Annotated in this window: 19 protein-coding genes; 15 read left to right on the plus strand and 4 right to left on the minus strand. The window is 64.8% G+C overall.

Annotation, left to right across the window (positions count from 1 at the left end; genetic code table 11):
- From ACIGJE_RS10565 to ACIGJE_RS10635, 15 genes are all read left to right on the plus strand, one after another.
- Entirely contained in the window at window positions 1–1,593 is a 1,593-nt protein-coding gene (locus ACIGJE_RS10565) for an acyl CoA:acetate/3-ketoacid CoA transferase (protein WP_367624195.1), read from the plus strand.
- Between the two features lie 110 nt (window positions 1,594–1,703).
- Window positions 1,704–2,477: an enoyl-CoA hydratase/isomerase family protein gene (locus tag ACIGJE_RS10570; RefSeq protein WP_367624194.1), complete on the plus strand. Its 774-nt coding sequence runs from the start codon at window positions 1,704–1,706 to the stop codon at window positions 2,475–2,477.
- Entirely contained in the window at window positions 2,474–4,003 is a 1,530-nt protein-coding gene (locus ACIGJE_RS10575; RefSeq protein WP_483680020.1) for an aldehyde dehydrogenase family protein, read from the plus strand. The genes ACIGJE_RS10570 and ACIGJE_RS10575 overlap by 4 nt, the downstream gene beginning before the upstream one ends.
- Window positions 4,004–4,058: 55 nt before the next feature.
- A complete protein-coding gene (locus ACIGJE_RS10580) occupies window positions 4,059–5,324 on the plus strand; it encodes an ABC transporter substrate-binding protein (protein WP_311933710.1) in 1,266 nt (421 codons plus the stop codon).
- Window positions 5,325–5,428: 104 nt separating this feature from the next.
- On the plus strand, window positions 5,429–6,358 hold the full coding sequence (locus ACIGJE_RS10585; RefSeq protein ID WP_311933708.1) for a carbohydrate ABC transporter permease: 930 nt from the start codon (window positions 5,429–5,431) through the stop codon (window positions 6,356–6,358).
- Window positions 6,358–7,293, plus strand: a complete 936-nt coding sequence (locus ACIGJE_RS10590) for a carbohydrate ABC transporter permease (protein WP_311933707.1) — start codon at window positions 6,358–6,360, stop codon at window positions 7,291–7,293. The genes ACIGJE_RS10585 and ACIGJE_RS10590 overlap by 1 nt, the downstream gene beginning before the upstream one ends.
- A 4-nt stretch (window positions 7,294–7,297) precedes the next feature.
- Window positions 7,298–8,410 carry an ABC transporter ATP-binding protein gene (locus tag ACIGJE_RS10595; protein ID WP_149254129.1) on the plus strand — a complete coding sequence of 371 codons (1,113 nt, stop codon included), beginning with the start codon at window positions 7,298–7,300 and terminating at the stop codon, window positions 8,408–8,410.
- A gap of 257 nt (window positions 8,411–8,667) precedes the next feature.
- Window positions 8,668–10,161: an FAD-dependent oxidoreductase gene (locus ACIGJE_RS10600; RefSeq protein ID WP_483680024.1), complete on the plus strand. Its 1,494-nt coding sequence runs from the start codon at window positions 8,668–8,670 to the stop codon at window positions 10,159–10,161.
- Window positions 10,158–10,934, plus strand: a complete 777-nt coding sequence (locus ACIGJE_RS10605) for a 3-ketoacyl-ACP reductase (RefSeq protein ID WP_311933703.1) — start codon at window positions 10,158–10,160, stop codon at window positions 10,932–10,934. The genes ACIGJE_RS10600 and ACIGJE_RS10605 overlap by 4 nt, the downstream gene beginning before the upstream one ends.
- Before the next feature lie 130 nt (window positions 10,935–11,064).
- Window positions 11,065–12,678, plus strand: coding sequence for a GMC family oxidoreductase (locus ACIGJE_RS10610; RefSeq protein WP_415083419.1), 1,614 nt, complete (start codon window positions 11,065–11,067; stop codon window positions 12,676–12,678).
- Window positions 12,679–12,691: 13 nt separating this feature from the next.
- Window positions 12,692–13,000 (plus strand): Dabb family protein, encoded by a 309-nt coding sequence (locus ACIGJE_RS10615; RefSeq protein WP_415083417.1) that lies wholly within the window; start codon window positions 12,692–12,694, stop codon window positions 12,998–13,000.
- 292 nt (window positions 13,001–13,292) lie between these two features.
- Window positions 13,293–13,997: a TetR/AcrR family transcriptional regulator gene (locus ACIGJE_RS10620; RefSeq protein WP_311933696.1), complete on the plus strand. Its 705-nt coding sequence runs from the start codon at window positions 13,293–13,295 to the stop codon at window positions 13,995–13,997.
- Window positions 13,984–15,348 carry an efflux RND transporter periplasmic adaptor subunit gene (locus ACIGJE_RS10625; RefSeq protein WP_415083414.1) on the plus strand — a complete coding sequence of 455 codons (1,365 nt, stop codon included), beginning with the start codon at window positions 13,984–13,986 and terminating at the stop codon, window positions 15,346–15,348. The genes ACIGJE_RS10620 and ACIGJE_RS10625 overlap by 14 nt, the downstream gene beginning before the upstream one ends.
- Before the next feature lie 7 nt (window positions 15,349–15,355).
- Window positions 15,356–18,499 (plus strand): efflux RND transporter permease subunit, encoded by a 3,144-nt coding sequence (locus ACIGJE_RS10630; protein WP_311933693.1) that lies wholly within the window; start codon window positions 15,356–15,358, stop codon window positions 18,497–18,499.
- 130 nt (window positions 18,500–18,629) lie between these two features.
- Entirely contained in the window at window positions 18,630–18,926 is a 297-nt protein-coding gene (locus ACIGJE_RS10635; RefSeq protein ID WP_311933691.1) for a hypothetical protein, read from the plus strand.
- A gap of 27 nt (window positions 18,927–18,953) precedes the next feature.
- Here the strand turns inward: ACIGJE_RS10635 and ACIGJE_RS10640 are convergent, their stop codons facing one another.
- From ACIGJE_RS10640 to ACIGJE_RS10655, 4 genes are all read right to left on the minus strand, one after another.
- Window positions 18,954–19,940, minus strand: coding sequence for a magnesium transporter CorA family protein (locus ACIGJE_RS10640; RefSeq protein WP_483680027.1), 987 nt, complete (start codon window positions 19,938–19,940; stop codon window positions 18,954–18,956).
- 102 nt (window positions 19,941–20,042) lie between these two features.
- Window positions 20,043–20,201: a hypothetical protein gene (locus ACIGJE_RS10645; protein WP_483680029.1), complete on the minus strand. Its 159-nt coding sequence runs from the start codon at window positions 20,199–20,201 to the stop codon at window positions 20,043–20,045.
- 32 nt (window positions 20,202–20,233) lie between these two features.
- Complete coding sequence (locus tag ACIGJE_RS10650) at window positions 20,234–20,716, minus strand: energy transducer TonB family protein (protein ID WP_483680031.1); 483 nt, start codon at window positions 20,714–20,716, stop codon at window positions 20,234–20,236.
- Window positions 20,717–20,927: 211 nt separating this feature from the next.
- On the minus strand, window positions 20,928–22,748 hold the full coding sequence (locus ACIGJE_RS10655; protein WP_311933683.1) for an ABC-F family ATP-binding cassette domain-containing protein: 1,821 nt from the start codon (window positions 22,746–22,748) through the stop codon (window positions 20,928–20,930).
- Window positions 22,749–22,794 lie beyond the last annotated feature (46 nt).

The raw sequence follows: 22,794 nt of genomic DNA on the forward strand, positions 1-22,794 counted from the left end.
ATGGCCTTCCCGAAAGTCCTTTCCGCCGACCAGGCTGCCGCGCTCATCCCCGACAATGCCGTGGTGACCGTCTCTTCCTCCTCCGGCCTCGGTTGTCCGGATGCGATGCTCGCCGCCATCGGCCGCCGCTTCGATGCCGCCGGGCACCCGCGCAACCTCACCACCCTGCACCCCATCGCGGCCGGCGACATGTGGGGCATCAAGGGCATCGACCACATCGCCAAGCCGGGCCTGCTCGCCCGTATCCTCGGCGGCTCCTATCCGTCCGGTCCTTCTTCGGCCGAGCCGCCGGCGATCTGGAAGATGATCACCGGCAATGAGATCCCCGCCTATAACATCCCCTCCGGCATCCTGTTCGACATGCATCGCGAGGCGGCGGCCAAGCGCCCCGGCGTGCTCACCAAGATCGGCATGGACACCTTCGTCGATCCGGCTCGCGAGGGCTGTGCCATGAACCAGCGGGCGGCGGAGGCGCCGATCGTGCGCAAGGTCGAGTTCGACGGGCAGGACTGGCTCTATTTCAAGACGATCGTGCCGGATGTCGCCATCATCCGCGCCACCACGGCCGACGAGCGCGGCAATCTTTCCTATGAGCATGAGGGCGGCTATCTCGGCCCGCTCGACCAGGCACTCGCCGTGCGCAACAATGGCGGCATCGTCATCGCCCAGGTGAAGCGCCTCGCCGAGAGCGGCACGCTCAAGCCGCAGAACGTGCTGGTGCCGGGCGTGCTCGTGGATGCCATCGTGGTCGCGCCGGACCAGATGCAGACGACGCAGACGTCCTATGAGCCGGCGATCTCGGGCGAGATCTTCCGCCCGCTGTCGAGCTTCGAGATCCCCGAATTCGGCGTTTCCAAGGTGATCGCCCGCCGGGTGGCGCAGGAATTGCGTTACGGCGATGCCGTCAATATCGGCTTCGGCATTTCGGCCAATGTGCCACGCATCCTGATCGAGGAGGGCCGGCATGGCGAAGTGACCTGGGTGATCGAACAGGGCGCCGTCGGCGGCGTGCCGTTGCTTGACTTCCAGTTCGGCTGTGCCTCCAACGCCGAGGCGATCATGCCTTCGCCCTATCAGTTCACCTATTTCCAGGGCGCCGGCTTCGATGCCTCGCTGCTCTCTTTCCTGCAGATCGACCGCGAGGGCAGCGTCAACGTCTCCAAGCTCGGTGTGCGCCCGCATGTGACGGCGGGGGCGGGTGGCTTCGTCGACATCACGGCCCGGGCGAGGCGCATCATCTTCTCCGGCTTCTTCACCGCCGCCGCCGGCCTTGCCGTCGAAAACGGCGCGCTGGTCATCGCCAGGGAAGGCAAGGTCAGGAAACTGGTCGAGGCGGTGGAGCATGTCTCCTTCTCCGGTCGCCGCGCCGTCGCCCAGGGCCAGGACATCACCTATGTCACCGAGCGCTGCGTGCTCAAGCTGACTGACAAGGGCATCGTGGTCACGGAAATTGCGCCCGGCGCCGACCTCCAGCGCGACATCCTGGCCCAGGCCGAGTTCCCGCTTGGTGTCGCCGACGATCTCAGGGTGATGGATGCGGCTCTGTTCCAGCCGGAAGCGATCGGGCTGGATTTGAGGGGAGGACAGGCGTGATGGGTCGGTGCCTTCACCCCTCATCCCCCTGCCGGGACCTTCTCCCGCAAGGGGAGAAGGTCCCGGCAGGGGGATGAGGGGTGTTGGAGCAATGCTATCGAGGGACCGCCATGTCTGATCCCGTCCGTCTCGACATCGAAGACGGTATCGCCATCATCACGCTGGCGCGTCCCGAAAAACTCAATGCCCTCGACGAGGCGATGATATCGGGGCTGGCCATCGCGGCCGAGCGGATCGACGCCCACGGTTCCGTCCGTGCCGCCATCCTCACCGGCGAGGGCAAGGGCTTTTGCGCGGGCGGCGACATTGCGGCCTGGGGCAAGCTCTCGGCCCTCGATATGGGCCAGCGCTGGGTGCGCGATGGCCATCGCGTCTTCGACCGCCTGACGCGGCTGCGTGCGCCCCTGATCGCAGCCATCAATGGGCATGCGCTGGGTGGAGGCCTCGAATTGGCAGCGACGGCCGACATCCGTGTCGCCGAAGAGCAGGCCAAGTTCGGCCTGCCCGAGACCGGTATCGGCATGGTGCCGGGCTGGTCCGGCACGCAGCGCCTCGTCACCCGCTTCGGCGCGGCCGCCGTGCGCCGCCTTGCCCTGACCGGCGAGATCGTCACGGCCGAGCGGGCGCTGCAGCTCGGCCTGATCGATGAGATCGCGCCCAAGGGGCAGGGGCTCGCGCAAGCACACGAGCTTGCGCGCAAGATCGCCGGGCGCGGGCCCATCGCCAATGCCGTGGCCAAGCAGATGATCAATGCGGCGGAGGGCGAGGATGCTGCCGCCGCCATCGAAATCCTGGCGGGATCGCTGGTTTCCTACACCGACGATCTCAAGGAGGGCGTCGCCAGCTTCGTCGAGAAGCGCGCGCCCCAGTTCAAGGGACAATGACCGTGACGATCGCCGTCCGCCTCGACAAGGCCCGTTTCGCCGCCGCGCTCGCCGGCATCCCCCGTGAGCACCAGCTTTTCATCGCCGGAACCTTCGAGCCTGCCGCGGAGGGGCGGACCATCGAACGCCTCAGCCCCGGTCATGGCGAGCGGGTGGGCCTCTATCCGCAGGCGGGTGCGGCCGATCTCGATCGCGCCCTCGCTGCGGCGCGCAAAGCTTTCGATGACGGGCCATGGCCCTCATTGACCGGGGCGGAGCGCTCGCGCTTCCTCCACAAGGTCGCTGACCTGATCGAGGAAAGGCTCGAGATCTTCGCCACGCTCGACAGCCTCGAAGCTGGCAAGCCGATCAGCCAGGCCCGCGGCGAGATGGCCGGCGCCGTCGACATCTGGCGCTATGCGGCGGGCCTCGCCCGCGACCTGCATGGCGAGAGCTACAACACCATCGGTGCCAACAAGCTCGGCTTGGTGATGCGCGAGCCGATCGGGGTGGTCTCCATCATCACGCCCTGGAACTTCCCCTTCCTGATCGTCAGCCAGAAGCTGCCTTTCGCGCTTGCCGCCGGCTGCACCGCCGTGGTCAAGCCGAGCGAGATGACCTCGGGCTCGACCCTGCTGCTCGGCCATTTGCTGGCGGAGGCCGGCCTGCCGGAAGGCGTGGTCAACATCCTCTCCGGCTACGGCCCCGAGATCGGCGGGCCGATGACCACGGATGCACGCGTCGACATGGTTTCCTTCACCGGTTCGACCCGGGTCGGCAAGGCGGCGATGGCGGCAGCCTCGGGCACGCTGAAGAAGCTGTCGATGGAGCTCGGCGGCAAGAACCCGCAACTGATCTTCCCGGACGCCGATCTCGACGCCGCGCTCGATGCCGCCGTGTTCGGTTCCTATTTCAACGCCGGCGAATGCTGCAATGCCGGCAGTCGCCTGCTGGTCCATCAGGACATCGCAGCCGAATTCGAGGCCGAATTCGTCAAGCGCTCCCGCCAGGTCGTGGTCGGCGACCCGCTGGATCCGGCCACTCTGGTCGGTGCGCTGATTTCGCCGCAGCATCTGGCTCAGGTCGAGGGGCATGTCGCCAACGCCCGGGCGGAAGGAGCCGAGGTCGCGCTGGGAGGAAACCGCCTGGAAAGCGAGGCCGGCCAGTTCATGGCGGCGACGGTGGTGGCCGGCGCGCGCGCCTCGATGGCGATCGCCCGCGACGAAGTGTTCGGGCCGGTGGCGACGGTGATGCGTTTCGCCAGCGCGGACGAAGCCGTTTCCATCGCCAATGGCGTGGATTACGGTCTGTCGGCCAGTGTCTGGAGCCGGGATTTCGACAAGGCCGTCGGCATCTCCAGGCGCCTCAAGGCGGGCACGGTTTGGACCAACACCTTCATGGACGGCGCCGCCGAACTGCCCTTCGGCGGCTTCCGGCAATCGGGGATCGGACGGGAACTCGGCCGCAATGCCGCGGCGGATTACACCGAGGAAAAGACGATGCATCTTCATTGCGGACCGCGTACGGCCTGGTGGCTGCCGCGGTAGGCGATTGAGACGTCGCCGGAACGTATCCGGCATCATAAGGTCATGGGAGGATTAGATGACCGTTCGTACCAAATTGATCGCGGGCGTGGCGCTCGCCGCCGCTAGCCTCGGCTTCGTGGGGGCAGCGCAGGCACAGACCAAGGAAGTGCAGATGCTGCACTGGTGGACGTCGGGCGGCGAGGCAGCCGCGCTCAACGTCCTCAAGCAGGATCTGGCCAAGGAAGGCTATGCCTGGAAGGACGTCCCGGTCGCGGGCGGCGGTGGCGATGCCGCCATGACCGCGCTGAAGGCCATGGTCGCGGCCGGCAACAATCCGACGGCGTCCCAGATGCTGGGTTATACCGTGCTCGACTATGCTGCCGCCGGCAAGATGGGCGACCTGACCGAGCTTGCCAAGTCGGAAGGCTGGGACAAGGCCGTGCCGGCACCGCTGCAGAAATTCGCCGTCTATGACGGCAAGTGGGTCGCCGTCCCGGTCAACGTCCACTCGGTCAACTGGCTGTGGATCAACAAGGCGGTGATGGACAAGATCGGCGGCACCGAGCCGAAGACCTTCGACGACTTCATCGCCCTGCTCGATAAGGCCAAGGCTGCCGGCGTGACGCCGCTCGCCCTCGGCGGCCAGGATTGGCAGGAAGCCACCATGTTCGACTCGGTCGTGCTCTCGACGGGCGGCCCCGAATTCTACAAGAAGGCGATGAACGACCTCGACGAAGCCTCTCTGAAGTCGGACACCATGAAGAAGGCCTTCGACAATCTGGCCAAGCTCAAGGCCTATGTCGATCCCAACTTCTCGGGCCGTGACTGGAACCTGACCACCGCCATGGTGATCAAGGGCGATGCCCTGGTGCAGGTGATGGGTGACTGGGCCAAGGGCGAATTCAAGGCCGCCAGCAAGACCCCGGGCACCGACTATATCTGCATGCGCTTCCCGGGCACGGATGGCAGCGTCGTCTACAACTCCGACATGTTCGGCATGTTCGCGGTTCCCGACGATCGCAAGGAAGCCCAGCTCGCGCTCGCTAAGGCAACGCTGTCCAAGTCGTTCCAGTCGTCCTTCAACGTGGTCAAGGGTTCGGTTCCCGCGCGCACCGACGTGCCGGACACCGACTTCGACGCTTGCGGCAAGAAGGGCATCGCCGATCTGAAGAAGGCCAATGACGGCGGTACGCTGTTCGGCTCGCTCGCCCAGGGCTATGGCGCCACGCCGGCCGTCGCCACCGCCTACAAGGACGTGGTGGACAAGTTCTTCAACGGCCAGATCAAGACCTCGGACGAGGCCGTCACCCAGCTGGTCAAGGCCATCGACGAAGCCAAGTAAGCGCTGAAGCGAGCGTTTCCACTAGAAGCGAACCGACCGGGCGCCGTTTTTGCGCCCGGTCGATAGGCTCTCGGGGGCACAAGAACAATAAGCGGGGAACCTTCATGACATTGGCTACGACAAGCGCGCCGCCTCGCCCGGGCTTGCGCGAGAAACTTCAGGATGCCTTGCCCAAGATCGTGCTGGCGCCGAGTTTCGCCGCGATCCTGGTGTTCGTCTACGGCTTCATCCTGTGGACGGTCTATCTGTCCTTCACCAATTCCAAGACCTTCCCGAACTATGAGCTGACGGGAGGCCTTGCCTATCAGCGCCTGTGGGGCTGGACTTTCGAGAGCGACCCGCCATCGAGCTGGTACTACTCGATCACCAACATGGCGATCTTCGGCGTGCTCTATGTCGGCATCTGCCTGGTGCTGGGCCTGTTCATCGCCATCCTGCTCGACCAGCGCATCCGAGGCGAGGGCATCCTGCGGCCGATCTATCTCTACCCGATGGCGCTGTCCTTCATCGTCACCGGCGTGGCCTGGAAATGGTTTCTCGACCCCGGCCTCGGCCTCGAGGCGACCCTGCACAATCTGGGCTGGACCAGCTTCCATTTCGACTGGATCAAGAACAAGGACCGGGTGATCTATACGGTGGTGATCGCCGGCGTCTGGCAGGCCTCCGGCTTCGTGATGGCGATGTTCCTGGCGGGGCTGCGCGGCGTCGACGGCGAGATGCTCAAGGCCGCCCAGATCGACGGCGCCTCGACCTTCCAGGTCTATTGGCGCATCGTCATCCCGATCCTGCGGCCGGTCTTCTTGTCCGCCTTCATCGTGCTCGCCCATATGGCGATCAAGTCCTACGACCTCGTGGTCGCCCTGACATCGGGTGGGCCCGGCGGCTCGGCCTGGCTGCCGTCCAACTTCATGTATGAATACACCTTCAAGCGCAATCAGATGGCGATCGGCTCGGCCAGCGCCGTGATCATGCTGATGACGATCAGCGCCATCATCGTGCCCTATCTCTATTCCGAATTGCGGGAGAAGAAGTGATGAGCGCCGCCACCCGGGACGTTGCGGGGCCGGTCGGCTCCAATTGGGTCAGCCGCGTCGTGATCTACGGCCTGCTGCTGATCTTCGCCTTCGTCTATCTCGTGCCCCTCTTCGTGATGCTGACCACCTCGTTCAAGACCATGGACGAGATCCAGGGCGGCAACATGCTCGCCTTGCCCAGCTCGCCGACGGTGCAGCCCTGGCTGAAGGCCTGGAACGAGACCTGCGTCGGCCTCACTTGTGCAGGGATCAAGGGCTATTTCTGGAACTCGCTCAAGATGGTGGTGCCGGCGGTGGCGATCTCCACCATCCTCGGCGCGCTCAACGGCTATGTGCTGACGAAGTGGCGTTTCCCCGGCCATAAGATCGTCTTCGCCATGATGCTGTTCGCCTGCTTCATCCCGTTCCAGTCGGTGCTGCTGCCGATGGCGACGGTGCTCGGCAAGTTCGGCGGCATCGGCTCCTTCCTGCAGTCGGCCATAGGCACATCGCTCGGCTTCGGGTCCTCGACCTTCAACCTCGTCTTCGTGCATGTGGTCTATGGCCTCGGCTTCACCACGCTGTTCTTCCGCAACTATTACGAGGCGTTCCCCAACGAACTCGTGCGGGCGGCGATGGTCGATGGTGCCTCCTTCTTCCAGATCTTCCGGCGCATCCTCTTGCCCAATTCGATCCCGATCTTCGTGGTCACGGTGATCTATCAGTTCACCAACATCTGGAACGACTTCCTGTTCGCCTCCGCCTTCGCCGGCACTGGCGACGTGATGCCGATGACGGCGGCGCTCAACAACGTGGTCAACACCACCACCGGCGCGGTCGAGTACAACGTCAACATGGCGGCAGCGATGATCGCCGCCCTTCCCACTCTCTTCGTCTATATCGTCGCCGGCCGCTATTTCGTGCGTGGCCTGATGGCGGGCGCTGTGAAAGGCTGACCCCATGGCATTTCTCGAAATCAACAATCTCAAGAAGCGCTACGGCGCCGTCGAAATCCTCAAGGGGATCAATCTCGACCTCGACAAGGGCGGCTTCCTCGTGCTGGTCGGCCCGTCCGGCTGCGGCAAGTCGACCCTGCTCAACACCATTGCGGGGCTGGAGAACATCACCGAGGGCGAGATCCGGGTCGACAGCAACAAGATCAACGACCTGCATCCTTCCAAGCGCGACATCGCCATGGTGTTCCAGAGCTATGCGCTCTATCCCAACATGACGGTGGGGCAGAACATCGCCTTCGGCATGGAGATGCGTGGCGTCGCCAAGCCCGAACGCGACACGGCGGTGGCGCAGGTCGCCAAGACCTTGCAGATCGGCCATCTGCTCGACCGCAGGCCCTCGCAGCTGTCGGGCGGCCAGCGCCAGCGCGTCGCCATGGGCCGCGCCCTGGTGCGCGACCCCAAACTCTTCCTGTTCGACGAGCCGCTCTCCAACCTCGATGCCAAGCTGCGCGTCGACATGCGTGTCGAGATCAAGCGCCTGCATGCCACCACCGGCAAGACCATCGTCTATGTCACGCATGACCAGATCGAGGCGATGACGCTCGCCACCAAGATCGCCGTGCTCAAGGATGGCGAACTGCAGCAGGTCGGCACGCCGGCCGAGATCTACAACAAGCCCAACAACCTCTTCGTCGCCGATTTCATGGGCTCGCCCGCCATGAACCTGATCCAGGCCAAGGCGGCGCGGGAGAATGGCAGGACGGTCTTGAAGATCCTCAACAAGAGCGGAGGCGGCGTCAGCCTGCCGGTGCCGGAGGATATCGCCGACGTGCCTCTGGAGGATGGCCGCGAGCTGATCTTCGGCATCCGGCCTGAGGCGATCACCGACCATGATGGCGCTGACCGCAATTCCAAGGCGATCGAGACGGTCAGCGCGGTGGTCGACGTGGTGGAGCCGGCCGGCGCCGACACCTTCGTCGTCACTCATCTCGGCGGCAAGGAGGTCACGGCACGCATGCGCTCCGATGCCGTGGTGGCGCCGGGCCAGGAACTGCCTTTCGCCTTCAACCTCGACAAGGCGGTGGTGTTCGATCCGGCGAGCGGGAAGAGGCTGTAGGCCGCTTGTTGGACCACTTCCATGCGGATGTGAGGGAGCTGAAGGGTTGAGCGAGATGGCCGGCCAAAGAACGCGGCTCGACGTTTGTGCCCCCTCGCCCCGCTTGCGGGGAGAGGATGGAGGTGAGGGGCTGCGCAATTCTCTATTTTGCGGCCGCTATGCTGCCCCTCATCCTTACCTTCTCGCCGTAAGAACGGGGCGAAGGGAGCGGCCGGCGTCGCGTTTTTCACCACCTATCAGCGCTTATCGGAAGTCTCATGCCTTCGCCTGACATTGTCATCATCGGCGCCGGCATGGGCGGGGCGACCATTGCCCACGCCCTGGCGCCGAGCGGGGCGGAGATCCTCGTCCTCGATAAGGGCGGGCAATTGCCGGACCGGCCGGAGAACCGGGATGCCCGCGCGATCTTCCAGCGGGGTTTCTTCCGCCCTGAAGAGAGCTGGTACGACAGCGACGGCAATCCGTTCAATCCGGGCAATTACTACTGCAATGGCGGCAATTCGAAATTCTACGGCGCGGTATTGCTGCGCTACCGCGCCGAGGATTTCGACGGCATCGCCCATGCTGATGGCGATGCGCCGGCCTGGCCGTTCCGCTACGGCGAGCTGGCTCCCCATTACGACGAGGCCGAGCGACTGTTCAAGGTACGCGGCAGGGCAGGAGAGGACCCGACGGAGCCGCCTCGCAGCGGCGACTTTGCCTTTCCGCCCGTCCCCGACGAGCGGGCGATCGCCGAGGTACGCGAACGCCTCACCCGCATCGGGTTGAAGCCGTTCTCCCTGCCGCTCGGCGTCGATATCGACACCTGGCTCTCGCATGGGCGGACACCGTGGGACGCCTTTCCCGATGCGCGCACCGGCAAGATGGATGCGGAGACCTGCGCGCTGCTGCCGGCTCTCGAACATGCCAATGTACGCCTGCAGAACCATTGCGAGGTCCGCCGCCTGATCCCGGCTCCGGACGGCAGGCGTATCGAGGCGGTTGAGTATCTCGAAGGCGGTGAGCTCAAGCGCGTCACGCCGCGCCTCGTCGTGCTGGCGGCCGGGGCGGTGCGCTCGGCGGCGATCCTGCTGGCCTCCGCGCCCGGGGGCCTCGCCAACGGCTCCGGTTTGGTGGGCCGGCATTTCATGAACCACAATCTGTCGGCGATGATCGGTGTCGATCCGCGCTTCACCAACGATTCGATCTACCAGAAGACCTTCGCGCTCAATGATTTCTATCTCGGCGACGGCAAGGGCGGCCCGCCGCTCGGCAATGTCCAGCTGCTCGGCCGCGTCTCCGGCACCATCCTGAAATCGGACCTGCGCAAGGTGCCCGAATTCCTCCTCAACGCTGTGGCCCGCAAGACCATCGACTTCCTGATCATGAGCGAGGACCTGCCGGATCCCGCCAGCCGCGTCCGGCTGGACGGCGAGAAGATCGTGCTGGAATGGCGCCGCTCCAACATGACCGCGCATGAAGGGCTGAAGGTCGTGATGCGCCAAGCCCTGAAACAGGCCGGCTTTCCGATCGTGCTCACCCATCTGTTCGATCGCAAGACGCCCTCGCATCAATGCGGCACCATCCGCATCGGCACCGATCCCGGGCAGGCGCCGCTCGATCCCTTCGGCCGGGCCTTCGACCATCGCAATTTGTTCGTCGCCGATGCCTCGACCCTGGTAACCTCGGCCGCCGTCAACCCGTCGCTGACGGTGGCTGCCCTGTCCCTGCGGACCGCCAAGCATATTCGTGAAACGGAGCTGAACCGATGAGCCGTCCCGTCGTCCTCGTCACCGGTGCCCGGCGCGGCATCGGCCTTGCCATCGCGGTGGCCTTCGCCGAAGGCGGCTACGACATCGCCTTCACCGACATCATCGACAATGACGACATCGACGATGCCGAACTGGCGATCGGCCAGGCGGGCGGCGCGGCGCTTTTCTTCCAGAACGATGTCGCGGATCTCGCCAGCCATCAGAGCCTGGTCGACGAGGTCCTGTCGAGCTATGGCAGGCTCGATTGCTTCGTCTCCAATGCCGGCATCGGTTCGCCGGTCCGCGGGGATCTCCTCGACCTCGAACCCGGCAATTTCGATCGGGTGATGAACGTCAACATGCGCGGAGCGATGTTCCTCAGCCAGGTTGTTGCCCGCACCATGCTGAAGCTGCCGCCGCCGCAAAAGCCCGTGCGCAACCGCTCCATCCTGTTCATCACCTCGGTCAGCGCCGAAATGGCTTCGCCCGAGCGGGCTGACTACTGCGTCTCCAAGGCGGCGCTTTCCATGTGGGTGAAGAACCTCGCCGTCCGGTTGGCGCCGGACAGCATTCCCGTGTTTGAGATCCGCCCGGGCGTGATCCGTACCGACATGACCGCCGTGGTCGCCGACAAATACCAGGCCGTGATCGACCAGGGCGTGGTGCCGGCACGGCGATGGGGGGAGGGCGCCGATGTCGCCCAGATGGCGCTGGCGCTCGCCGGCAGTTCCTTCGGCTTCGCCACCGGCAGCGCCATCGCCTGCGACGGCGCGCTCTCCATATCGAGGTTGTGATGATGCCCGGGTGCGCGGACGTAGCCGCGCAATCGGCTTTACCGATTGTCGCGACGGCCGCTCTTGGAAACGGTGTGCTTGCGGAGAGGAAGGGCGGACGGGACGTCCGCGCACCCGGAAAGAGTTCGACATGACAGACTATATCATCGTCGGGGCCGGGCCGGCCGGCTGTGCCCTGGCGGCAAGGCTGAGCGAGGATCCGGCGGTCAAGGTCCTCCTGATCGAGGCGGGCGGGCGCGACAGCCACCCTTTCTTCCACATGCCGGCAGGCTTTGCCAAGATGACCAAGGGCATCGCCAGTTGGGGCTGGTCCACGGTGCCGCAGAAACATTTGGATGGACGGGTGCTCTGGTACACCCAGGCCAAGGTGCTGGGCGGCGGTTCCTCCATCAACGCGCAGATCTACACTCGCGGCAATCCACGCGACTACGACGTCTGGGCCTATGTGCATCGCTGCCAGGGCTGGAGCTATGCCGAGGTCCTGCCCTATTTCAAACGGGCCGAGGACAATCAGCGCTTCATCGACAGCTATCATGGTGCCGGCGGCCCGCTCGGTGTCTCCATTCCCATCAATCCCCTGCCGATCAACGAGGCCTTCATCCGCGCCGGCCAGGAATATGGCCTGCCCTACAATGCCGATTTCAACGGCGCCAGCCAGGAGGGGGTTGGCCATTACCAGGTCACGGTGCGCAATGCCCGGCGTTCTTCCGCCGCGGCCGCCTATCTGAAGCCGATCGAGGGCAAGCGGCCGAACCTGACCGTCCGCACCGACGGCATGGTCACCCGTATTCTCATCGAGAAGGGGCGGGCCGTCGGCGTCGAGATTGCCGGAAAGGGCGGCAGGAGCCATATACGCTGCGAGCGCGAGGTCATTATCTCTTCCGGCGCCATCGGCTCGCCGCGCCTGCTGATGCTCTCCGGCATCGGTCCGGCCGCCCATTTGAGAGAGGTCGGCGTCGAGGTTGTGCATGACTTGCCCGGCGTCGGCGAGAATCTGCAGGATCATCTCGATCTCTATGTCATTGCCGAGTGCACGGGCGATCACACCTATGACAATGTCGCCAAGCCCCACCGCACGGCCTGGGCCGGGCTGCAATATCTCCTGTTCAAGAAGGGGCCGGTGGCCTCGACCCTGTTCGAGACCGGCGGCTTTGCCTATGCCGACAAGGCCGCCCGCTCGCCCGACATCCAGTTCCATCTCGGTTCCGGTTCGGGCATCGAGGCGGGCGTCGCCCGGCTGCGCAATGCCGGCGTGACCTTGAACTCGGCCTTCTTGCAGCCGCGCTCCCGCGGCACCGTGCGGCTCAAATCCGCCGATCCGGCCGACCATCCCCTCATCGATCCCAATTACTGGTCAGATCCCTATGACAAGGCGATGTCGCTGGAGGGGCTGCGCATGGCGCGCGAGATCTTGCGCCAGAAGGCGCTGGAGCCTTTCATCCTTGCCGAGCGCATGCCTGGCCCGGACAAGGTCAGCGAGGCGGATCTGAGCGACTATGCTTTCCGAACCTGCAAGACGGATCACCATCCCGCCGGCACCTGCAAGATGGGGATCGACGATATGGCCGTGGTGACGCCCGAGCTCAAGGTCCGGGGGCTGGAGGGGCTGCGTATCTGCGATTCCTCGATCATGCCGATCGTCAATTCCTCCAATACCAACGCGCCCACCATCATGATCGGTGAGAAGGGCGCCGATCTCATCGCCGGCAGGCAGCCGCTGCCCGCCGTCAATTTCGGCTCCTGAGCAGGGAAACACCATGATCCGCCACATCGTTCTCGCCCGCCTGCGCCCGGACCTGTCGAAACAGGAGACGGAGACGTTGCTGACTGCCATTCGGGGCATGAAGACCAAGATTCCGGGAATCCTGCAGATAGAGATCGGCAGCGACAACAGCCCCGAGGGCCTGGCGCGCGGTTATGGCCACGCCTTCACCGTGGACTTTGTCGACGCGGCGGCCCGCGACGCCTACCTGCCCCATTCGCATCACGCGACGGTAGCACAGGCTCTCGTGGCCGCGACGCAAGGCGGTGTCGACGGTCTGCTGGTGCTCGACTTCGAGGCCTGATCGCGGGTTCGCGCCGTCCCGCCTCCGGCCGGGCACTCGGTCTGGCTGGGTGACGTGCTGAGGCAATAACTCCTAGTTAACTGTAATATGACGCCCTTTCGCGCTGCGGAGGGGCTTTTGGCGCTGGTTTCGGCAGATTTTGCAGCTGTTTCCGTGCTGGTATACGTCTTTCGCCTTAATTCCGCCGTTGGATGGGAAGCATGATCCCGCCCGGCCGAACGAGTGTGACTTGGCTTCTTGTACAATCTCTGATACTGAGAATGAACGTTCATTCTCATTTGGGGTTGTGATAGTGGTGATCGAAGCAGGGGTGGTGCCGTCGCCTCCCACGATTGCAAAGGGAGTCGACGCGCGTCGAAATCACATCCTCGATGCCTTCGAGGTGTGCATCCAGCGCACCGGATTCCACCGCACCACCATGCAGGACGTCGCCAGGGAAGCCGGCATGAGCGCCGGCAATCTCTACCGCTACTTTTCCTCCAAAGAGGCTCTGGTGTCGGGCCTGATTGAGCGCGATCGCGAACGTTTCAGCGCCGATTTCATGAATGTGGCGCGTTCCAGCGATGTCATGGGTTCCTTCGTCGCGTTGGGACGCAAGCATTTCCTTGAAACGCCGCGCGAGCGCTGCGTGCAGTTCATGGAGATCTGGGCGGAGGCCAGCCGCAACCCGCAGGTGGCAGAGATGTGTGCGGCCGTCGACAAGGAGGTGAACGACTTCATGGTCGCGATCCTGGAAGCGGCCAAGGCCTCGGGGCAGATCCCCCCATCGGTGGACAGCGCGGCCGTGATCACCGTGCTTTCGGCAATGGGAGACGGCATGTTCACCCGTCGCGCCCTGGAGCCGGATTTCGATGTCGAGGACGGCTTCCGGCTGCTGGTGAACGTTATGGACGCACTGATGTCGGGAAAGATCCCGCTCGATCGTCCTTTGCCTGTGATGTCAGATTCTCCGGGCTCTCCGCCCGTTTCAGAGGAAAAGCCCCATGTCCGCGGTTGAAAAGCAGAACCGGCCCGAGCGCGATGGCGAGCGGCAGCGGCGGGAGGAAGGCTTTGCCGACGAGGCAAGCCTGACGGCGGTGCGCCTGTCCGGCCGATCCCGTGGAGAGACGGTCGAATATCGCCGCACACCCTGGTACACCAAGCTCACCATCCTGATGCTCGTCGTCATCGTCGCGGCCGCGGTTCTCTATGCCTATCGCGAGCCTCTGATGGCCCGTCTCAACCCGCCGCCCCCGCCTGTGGTGATCACCAAGCCACCGGCCGTCACGGTGACGCCGGCCACGACCGGTGCCATCACCGAGCATGCGGTGGTGACCGGCAATCTGGTGGCACGCGAGGAGATCCTGGTCTCGCCCCAGATCGAGGGCTATGCCGTCGACAAGATCATGGTCGAGGAAGGGGACCGCGTGAGCGAAGGCCAGGTGCTGGCCGAGCTCTCGACCACCACCATCGACACTTCGCTCGCGCAGAACGAGGCGCAGACCGCCAGGGCAGAGGCCGCGATTGCCCAGGCCGAGAGTGCGATCGCCGAGGCCAAGGCCAATCAGGACCAGACCGCCAGCGCTTATGCGCGTTCCAAGGCCCTGGTCCGGACCGGCAACACCACGGCTGAGCAGCTCGACCAGCGCGAAGCCGCCGCCAAGATGGCGGATGCGCGTGCGGCATCGGCCGAACACGCCCTGACCGTGGCCAGGGCCGACAAGAAGCTCGCCGATGCCCAGCGTTCCGAATTGATGGTGCGCCTCGAGCATACCAAGGTGCGTGCACCGGCGGCGGGCGTGATCAGCCGCAGGGCCGCCCGTATCGGCGCGATCGCGTCGGCATCCGGCGATCCGCTGTTCCGTATCATTCGCGACGGCGACATCGAGCTCGAAGCGGATGTGCCGGAGGCAACGCTGGCGCGCATCCGGCCCGGCATGACGGCCGAGGTCACCACGGCGGGCAGCAAGGAACCCTTCGTGGCTCGCGTGCGCCTGGTCTCGCCCGAGGTCAATTCGGTCACGCGCCTGGGGCGCGTGCGCATCGCCATCGACCAGGCACCGGGCCTGACGATCGGTGCCTTCGGCCGCGCCAGCGTGGCGGTGGCCAACCATACAGGCGTGCTCGTGCCGCAATCGGCGGTTCTCTATACCGAGGACGGCGCCACGGTGCAGATCGTGCATGACGGTGTCGTGGCGACCACGCCGGTCAAGCTCGGCCTGCGTACCGAAAAGCAGGCCGAGGTCGTCGAGGGCGTCAAGGCCGGCGACAAGGTGATCGCTACCGCGGGCACCTTCGTGCGCGATGGCGACAAGGTCAGCGCCGTCGATGGGGCTGGCGTCGCCCAGCCCGCGACCGAGACCAAGTGAGGCGCCGATGTCTTTCAACGTCTCGGCCTGGTCCATTCGCAATCCGGTGCCTTCGATCGTCCTGTTCGTGGTACTGATGGCGCTTGGCTGGGTCTCGTTCCAGAATCTGCCGATCACCAAATTCCCCAATATCGACATCCCCGTCATCACGGTGACGGTGACCCAGGTCGGCGCGGCGCCCTCCGAGCTGGAGACCCAGGTGACGCGCAAGATCGAGGACGCGGTCACCAGTGTCGCCGGCGTCAAGCATGTGCAGTCGACCATCACCGACTCCACCTCGACGGTTGCCATCGAGTTCTGGCTGGGCACCAACACCGACCGCGTTCTCAACGACGTCAAGGATGCGGTGACCAAGATCCGTACCGAGCTGCCCCGTGACATCGAGGAGCCGGTGGTTGCGCGCCTCGAGATCGAGTCGCAGTCGATCATGACCTATTCGGCTACGGCCCCCGGCATGACGCTGGAGCAGCTGTCCTGGCATGTCGACAATGTGGTGAAGCGGGACCTGCAGAGCCTGCGTGGCGTCGGCCGTGTCGACCGCATCGGCGGCGTGACGCGCGAGATCCGCGTGGCCGTCGATCCCGATCGCCTGCTTTCGCTCGGCATCACCGCCGCCGACGTCAACCGTGTGCTGAAGGCGACGACGGTCGACCTGTCGGGCGGCAAGGGCGAGGTCGGCAATCGCGAACAGGCCATCCGGACGCTGGCCGGCGCTCATACGGTCGACGAACTCAAGGAGACCAAGATCACGCTGCCCGGCGGCCGGCAGGTGCGCCTCAACGAGATCGCCGACATCACCGACGCCTATGCCGACCAGACCTCGTTTGCGCGCATCAATGGCTCGACGCCGATCGTCGCCTTCTCTGTCTTCCGCTCCAAGGGCGCCAGCGACACCACGGTCGCGGCGGCCGTCGCCGCCAAGATCCAGGCGCTGCACCAGGCCCATCCCGAGGTCAGCTATGCGGTGGTGGACGATGGCGTCGCCTCGACCTATGGCAATTTCGAAGCGGCGATGCAGACTTTGGTGGAAGGCGCCATTCTCGCCGTCATCGTCGTGCTGATCTTCCTGCGCGACTGGCGGGCCACGCTGATCGCCGCGATCGCCTTGCCGCTCTCGGCGATTCCGACCTTCTGGGCGATGAGCATGATGGGCTTTTCGCTCAATCTCGTCAGCCTGCTCGCCATCACGCTGGTCACGGGTATCCTGGTCGATGACGCCATCGTCGAGATCGAGAACATCGTCCGGCACATGAAGATGGGCAAGTCGCCCTACCGCGCCTCCATCGAGGCGGCGGACGAGATCGGCCTCGCCGTGATGGCGATCACCATGACGATCATCGCCATCTTCGCGCCCGTGAGTTTCATGGGCGGCATCGTCGGCCAATATTTCAAGCAGTTCGGCCTGACCGTGGCGGTGGCGGTGTTCTTCTCGCTGCTTGTCGCTCGCCTGATCACACCGATGATGACGGCCTATTTCCTCAGGCCGCATGCCCATGTCGAGGCGCGCGACGGCGTGATCATGCGGGCATATACCCGCTTCCTGGAAATGACGCTGGCGCGCTGGTTCTCGCCCTATCTGACCATCGTGGCCGGTTTCGGGCTCCTGATCGTGACATTCGGCCTGATGGGCCTGTTGCCCCAGGGTTTCATCCCGCCCGAGGACAATGCCCGCGTCGTCATCTCCGCTGAGATTCCGCCGGGCGGCAAGCTCGAGAATACCCAGGCCAAGACCGACGAGGTGGTCGCCGCCATCCGCAAGATCCCGGAAGTCGAGCAGGTCTTCGTCATCGGCGGCACTTCGCCGACCGGGCAGCTCGACCCGCGGCGCGCGGCGATCTACGTCAAGCTCACCAAGCGTGAGACACGCGCACGCCACCAGCTCGCCATCCAGGACGACATTGCGCGCATCCTCACCGCCATTCCCGACATGCGGGCCTGGCGCGTCAACGACAATGGCGAGCGCGACGTCAACCTGGCGTTAAAGAGCAATGATCCGAAGGCCCTCGCTTTGGCGTCGTCGCGCCTGGAAGGCGCCATGCGCCATGTGCCCGGTTTCAACAATGTCGCAGCCAATACCGGGCTCGAACGGCCGGAAGTGCGCATCCTGCCGAGAACCGACGATGCTGCCCGCTATGGCATCACCACCGAACAGATCTCGGAGGCGGTGCGCGTGGCGACCATCGGCGACATCGACGCCAATCTGGCCAAGTTCAATGCCGGGGACCGGCTGGTGCCGATCCGCGTGCAGTTGACGGAGGAATCCCGTGGCAATCTCGGCCTGATCGAAGCGCTCAGCCTGACCACGGCCTCGGGCGGCAGCGTGCCGCTCTCGGCGGTGGCGGATGTCGAATTCGGCCAGGGGCCGACCTCGATCGAGCGCAACGACCGCGAGCGGCAGGTCAAGATCGGCGCCGACCTGCGCAAGGGGCTCGAGATCGGCGAGGCGCTGGAACTGGCCATGGCTCTGCCGGAGGCCAAGGACCTGCCCAAGGGCGTGGTCTTCGCGCCGACCGGAGACGCCGAGGTGATGGCCGAGGTGTTCTCGGGCTTCGCCATGGCGATGGGGACGGGCCTGCTGATGGTCGCGGGCGTGCTGGTGCTGCTGCTCGGCAGCCCCTTCCATGCCATCACCATCCTGCTCTCGCTGCCGCTGTCGATGCTCGGCGTGGTCCTGGCTCTGCTTGCCACCCACAACTCGATCTCGATGCCGGTGGTGATCGGCATCCTGATGCTGATGGGCATCGTCACCAAGAACGCCATCATGCTGGTCGACTTCGCGGTGGAGCGGGTCAAGCATGGCATGCACCGCCATGACGCCATCATCGATGCCGGGCGCAAACGCGCGCGGCCGATCGTGATGACCACCATCGCCATGGTGGCCGGCATGGTGCCGACGGCGCTGGGACATGGGGATGGCGGCGAGTTCCGGGCACCGATGGCGATTGCCGTGATCGGCGGCCTGATCGTCTCGACCCTGCTGTCGCTGATCTTCGTACCGTCCTTCTATGCGGTCATGGATGATCTCACGCGTGGCATTTCCTTCCTCTTCGGTCCCCTCGTGGGGCCGAAGGACGAGACGGGGAAGGCCGGCGTGCCCGCCGCGCTGGAGAACGGCCACGGCAGCAGGGGAACGGCTGCGGCGGCGGAATAGAGCGGAAACATCCAATGCCTTTCAACTGCTTTGGACACAGCACCGGCGCTCCTGTCAGGGCGCTGATCATTCTCAAGTCTTCACGGCTCGGCAGGTGCCGGCATCATCGAAAGCGACGATAGGGACCGTCATGAACTTCATGCCCTTGCCGGACCGTGATCCGACCCCTCGTGAACGAGCCTATCTGGCGGCTCTGGAAGCGGGCGAACTGAGACCGTCGATCAGCGGGCAGGCCGGCCATATGTGCCGGAAGTTCGGTTGGTGCGAGGCCGTCTTCCATTTGCCCGACGGCTCGCAGAAAACGCGATCGGAATTGCCCAGCCAGATGGATTCGATCGCGGTGATCAAGGCGGGCTACCGGGCCATCGGCTATTGCCTCACCCCGCGCGGCCGGGCCGCCCTGGCACGGCCTGCAGCGAAAAGGTAGTCCGCCCCGCCGCTGGATGATGGGGGCCTACAGCCAGTTCTTCCAGCGGAACAGCACATAGGGGGCGATGGCGACCACCACCATCAGGATCAGGGCCATTGGGTAGCCATGTGCCCATTTGAGTTCCGGCATGTTCTCGAAATTCATGCCGTAGACCGAGGCCACCAATGTCGGTGGCATGAAGATCACGGCCATCACCGAAAAAAGCTTGATGATGTTGTTCTGTTCGAGATTGACCAGGCCGAGCGTGGCATCGAGCAGGAACTGGATCTTGCCGGACTGAAAGGTCGCGTGTTCCTCGAGTGATTGCAGGTCGCGCAACGTCATCTTGACTTCCTCGCGCAGCTCCGAGGGCACCTTGGCGGCTTTGAGGCCCGCCGAAAACCACAACAGCACCCGCTCGATCGAGACCAGGCTTTCACGCGATTTCGAGACGAGGTCGCCATGACGGCCGAGCGCCTGCAAGGTGCGCTGCAGGGTGGCGTTGCGATTGCCTTGCTTGACGGATTCCTTGAACACGCCGCGCGAGAGCGCGTCGAGGCGCTCGCCGGTGTCCTGCAGCACCTCGGCAGCGCGGTCGATGACGGCATCGATCAGTCCGGCCATGATCGCCTCGGGACTGCCTCCGCAGCCGCCGGCCTTGACCGCATGGCCCGTATAGGTGGCGAAGGATTTCGGTTCGCTGTAGCGCACCGTCACCAGGACGCTGGCCGTGAGGATGAAGGTCACCGCCGAAATGTCCGGCTCGCTGGTGTTGACGTTCACCAGGAGGCGGGTGGTCATGTAGCGCGTGCCGTTCTCCGACCAGATCAGCTCGGAGGGTTCGATATCGTCCATATCCTCATGGGTGGGGATGGAGATGCCGAGCAGCGCCTCGACCTGCTGGTCTTCCTCGCGCGTCGGGTTGAGCAGGTCGATCCACAGGACATCCCCCGTGAGGGGCTCACCTGGCTGCAGTGTGTGGGGCAGCAGCCTGTCCTTGGTCGTCGGGCACAAGCGATGTGTGGTGATCATGACAGGCCCTGCGACAAGGGAGTGAGGAATTGGCCATCCCGCCAAATCGCAAAACGCTCTAGGGAGGAAAGATGACGGCAGCGTGATCTCGATCGATATCGGTCACAGCCAGCAGAAAAGCTGCCGATGGCGTTTGTCAAGAATGACGAAGGTCTCGTCCCGGGCCTTGTCGCCGACCTGGAACGCGATCTCGGCAAGGCGCTGCGCAAAAAGGGCATCACGAAAGGCCCGGCGCCAATCCTTCAGCTGGTTCCGCTGCAACTGCGGATAACCCCGATGCAGGGGATTCGCACTCAATTCGAGCGGGGCGGCTTGGCCTTGGGCGGGTTCTGGGGCTGCGGTCCGCCCCTGAATTGAATTGGAAGCCGGAGCGGAAAGGTCTCTCCGCTCACATTGGCCGGCGGTTTGGGAAAGGGCGCGGCCCGCTTGAGCGCGTCGAGCGCGGCCTGGTCGAACTCGCTCTTGCCGGAGCCCTGGACCACCGTTGCCGACAGCACCTGGCCGTTGCGATCGAGGACAAACTGGACCGTGACCTGCGCCGATGGCAGGGGCGGCGGCGTCTCGCCCTCCTTCACGGGTGGTTGGGGCAGGTTCGGAAACAGGGTATTGGCCCCCACCTGCCGAAGCAGGGCAGCGTGCCAGCTCTTGGCATCGGTGATGAGCGCAGCGGCGGGAGCCGGCTTGGACTGGGCCCAGGCGGGCGAGACCGCCAAAAGCGCTCCCTGGGGCGCTCCGAGCAAAGCCAGGATCAGTGCAAGACGTCGGAAGGCAGACATGGGTCGTTCCGGAAAGTTATGGCGCTTTGCCGTCTGGAGAAATCGCCCAGAATCGCAAAGACGCGGCGAACCAACGGGACCGGGCAAAACAGCGTCTCCATCTGAACGCGCCTTGCTCCGGGGACCACACCCTTGTTGCCTTTCCGGAGAGATTGCAAGCTTTTGATATTACTATGGAATAATTCTTATCGGGGCTTGCTGCGAAGCCCACTCATCCCTCGATTTCCTCCCGCAGCATCTCCAGTGCCAGCCATTCCTCCTCGGCATGCGCCTTCTCGGCTTCGAGTTTGGCAAGCTGCTGGCTGAGCTCGGCGAATTTTTTCGAATCCTTGGCGAAGAGGTCGGGGTCGGCAAGCCGCTCCTGCAAGCTCGCTGCCTTGGCGGCAAGCTGGTCGATCTTGCCGGGCAGGGTCTCGAGGGCGTGCTTCTCCTTGAACGAGAGTTTGCGCTTGCCGCTGCGCTCTGGCGTCGAACCGGCCGCTGTCTGATCCGCGACGGCCGGCTTGGGCGTTTCCGCCTTCTCGGCCGGTTTGCGGGCGACGCCCCCGCCGCGCTGGGCCACCATGTCGCTATAGCCGCCGGCATATTCCGTCCAGCGCCCGTCGCCTTCGCTCATCAGGATCGAGGTCGAGACCCGGTCGAGGAAGTCACGGTCATGGCTGATGACGATGACGGTGCCCTGATAGTCCCCGATCATCTCCTGCAGGAGATCGAGTGTTTCCAGGTCGAGATCGTTGGTGGGTTCGTCTAGGACGAGGAAATTGGAGGGCTTGGCCAGGGCGCGCGCCAGCATCAGCCGGCCGCGTTCGCCGCCCGACAGCACCGAAACCGGCGTGCGCGCCTGCTCGGGCGGAAACAGGAAATCGCGCATATAGCCGATGACGTGCTTGCGCTCGCCGCCGACCTCGACATAGTCCGACCCGCCGCCGGTGAGCGTGTCGCTGAGGGTCGTCTGCGGGTCCAGGCTCTCGCGGCGCTGGTCCAGCGTCACCATCTGCAGGCTGGCCCCGAGCTTCACCACGCCGCTGTCGGGCGGAATGGCACCGGTCAGGAGGTTGAGCAAAGTGGTCTTGCCGGCGCCGTTGGGGCCGACAATGCCGATCCTGTCACCGCGGGCGATGCGGATGGAGAAATCCTTGACGATCGGCGGACCGCCCCAGTTCTTGTTCACGCCGATTGCCTCGACGACGAGCTTGCCGCTTTCCTCGCCTTCGGTCATCGTCAGCTTCACCGCGCCGGTGACACGGCGGGCATCGCGGCGCTCCTGCCTGAGGGCGGCGAGATTGGCCATGCGGCGGACATTGCGCTTGCGGCGGGCGGTCACGCCATAGCGCACCCAATGCTCTTCCGCCACGATCTTGCGGTCGAGCTTCTGGCGGTCGCGCTCTTCTTCTTCCAGCACCTGGTCGCGCCACTCCTCGAAGAAGGCAAAGCCGCGGTCCGTGCGCCGGGTCTGGCCACGGTCGAGCCAGACGGTGGCGCGCGACAGGTTTTCGAGGAAGCGCCGGTCGTGGCTGATCAGCACCAGGGCCGAGCGCAACGAGCCGATTTCCTTTTCCAGCCACTCGATGGCCGGCAGGTCGAGGTGGTTGGTGGGCTCGTCGAGCAGCAGGATGTCCGGCTCGGGGGCGAGTGCGCGGGCCAGCGCCGTGCGCCGGGCCTCGCCGCCGGAGAGATTGTCGGGGCTCTCCTCGCCCGTCAGGCCGAGCTCATTGAGCAGATAGAGCGCGCGGTAATCGTCATCACCCGGCCCAAGGCCGGCCTCCACATAGGCGAGCGTGGTGGCAAAGCCGCTTAAATCCGGCTCCTGCGGCAGATAGCGCACCGTGGCGCCGGGATGCACGAAACGCTCGCCGCGATCGGCCTCGATCAGACCGGCGGCGATCTTGAGCAAAGTCGACTTGCCGGAGCCATTGCGGCCAACGAGGCAGAGCCTCTCGCCGGGCGCGATCGACAGATCGGCTCCCTCGAGGGTCGGGGTGCCGCCAAAGGTCAGTTGGACATCGCGCAGGAAGAGCAGGGGAGGAGCCATGCGCGCCTTGTGCAGGCGGGCGAGAGATGGGTCAAGCCTTCATTGG

Source organism: Labrys sp. E2SS-1L (genome assembly GCF_057073705.1).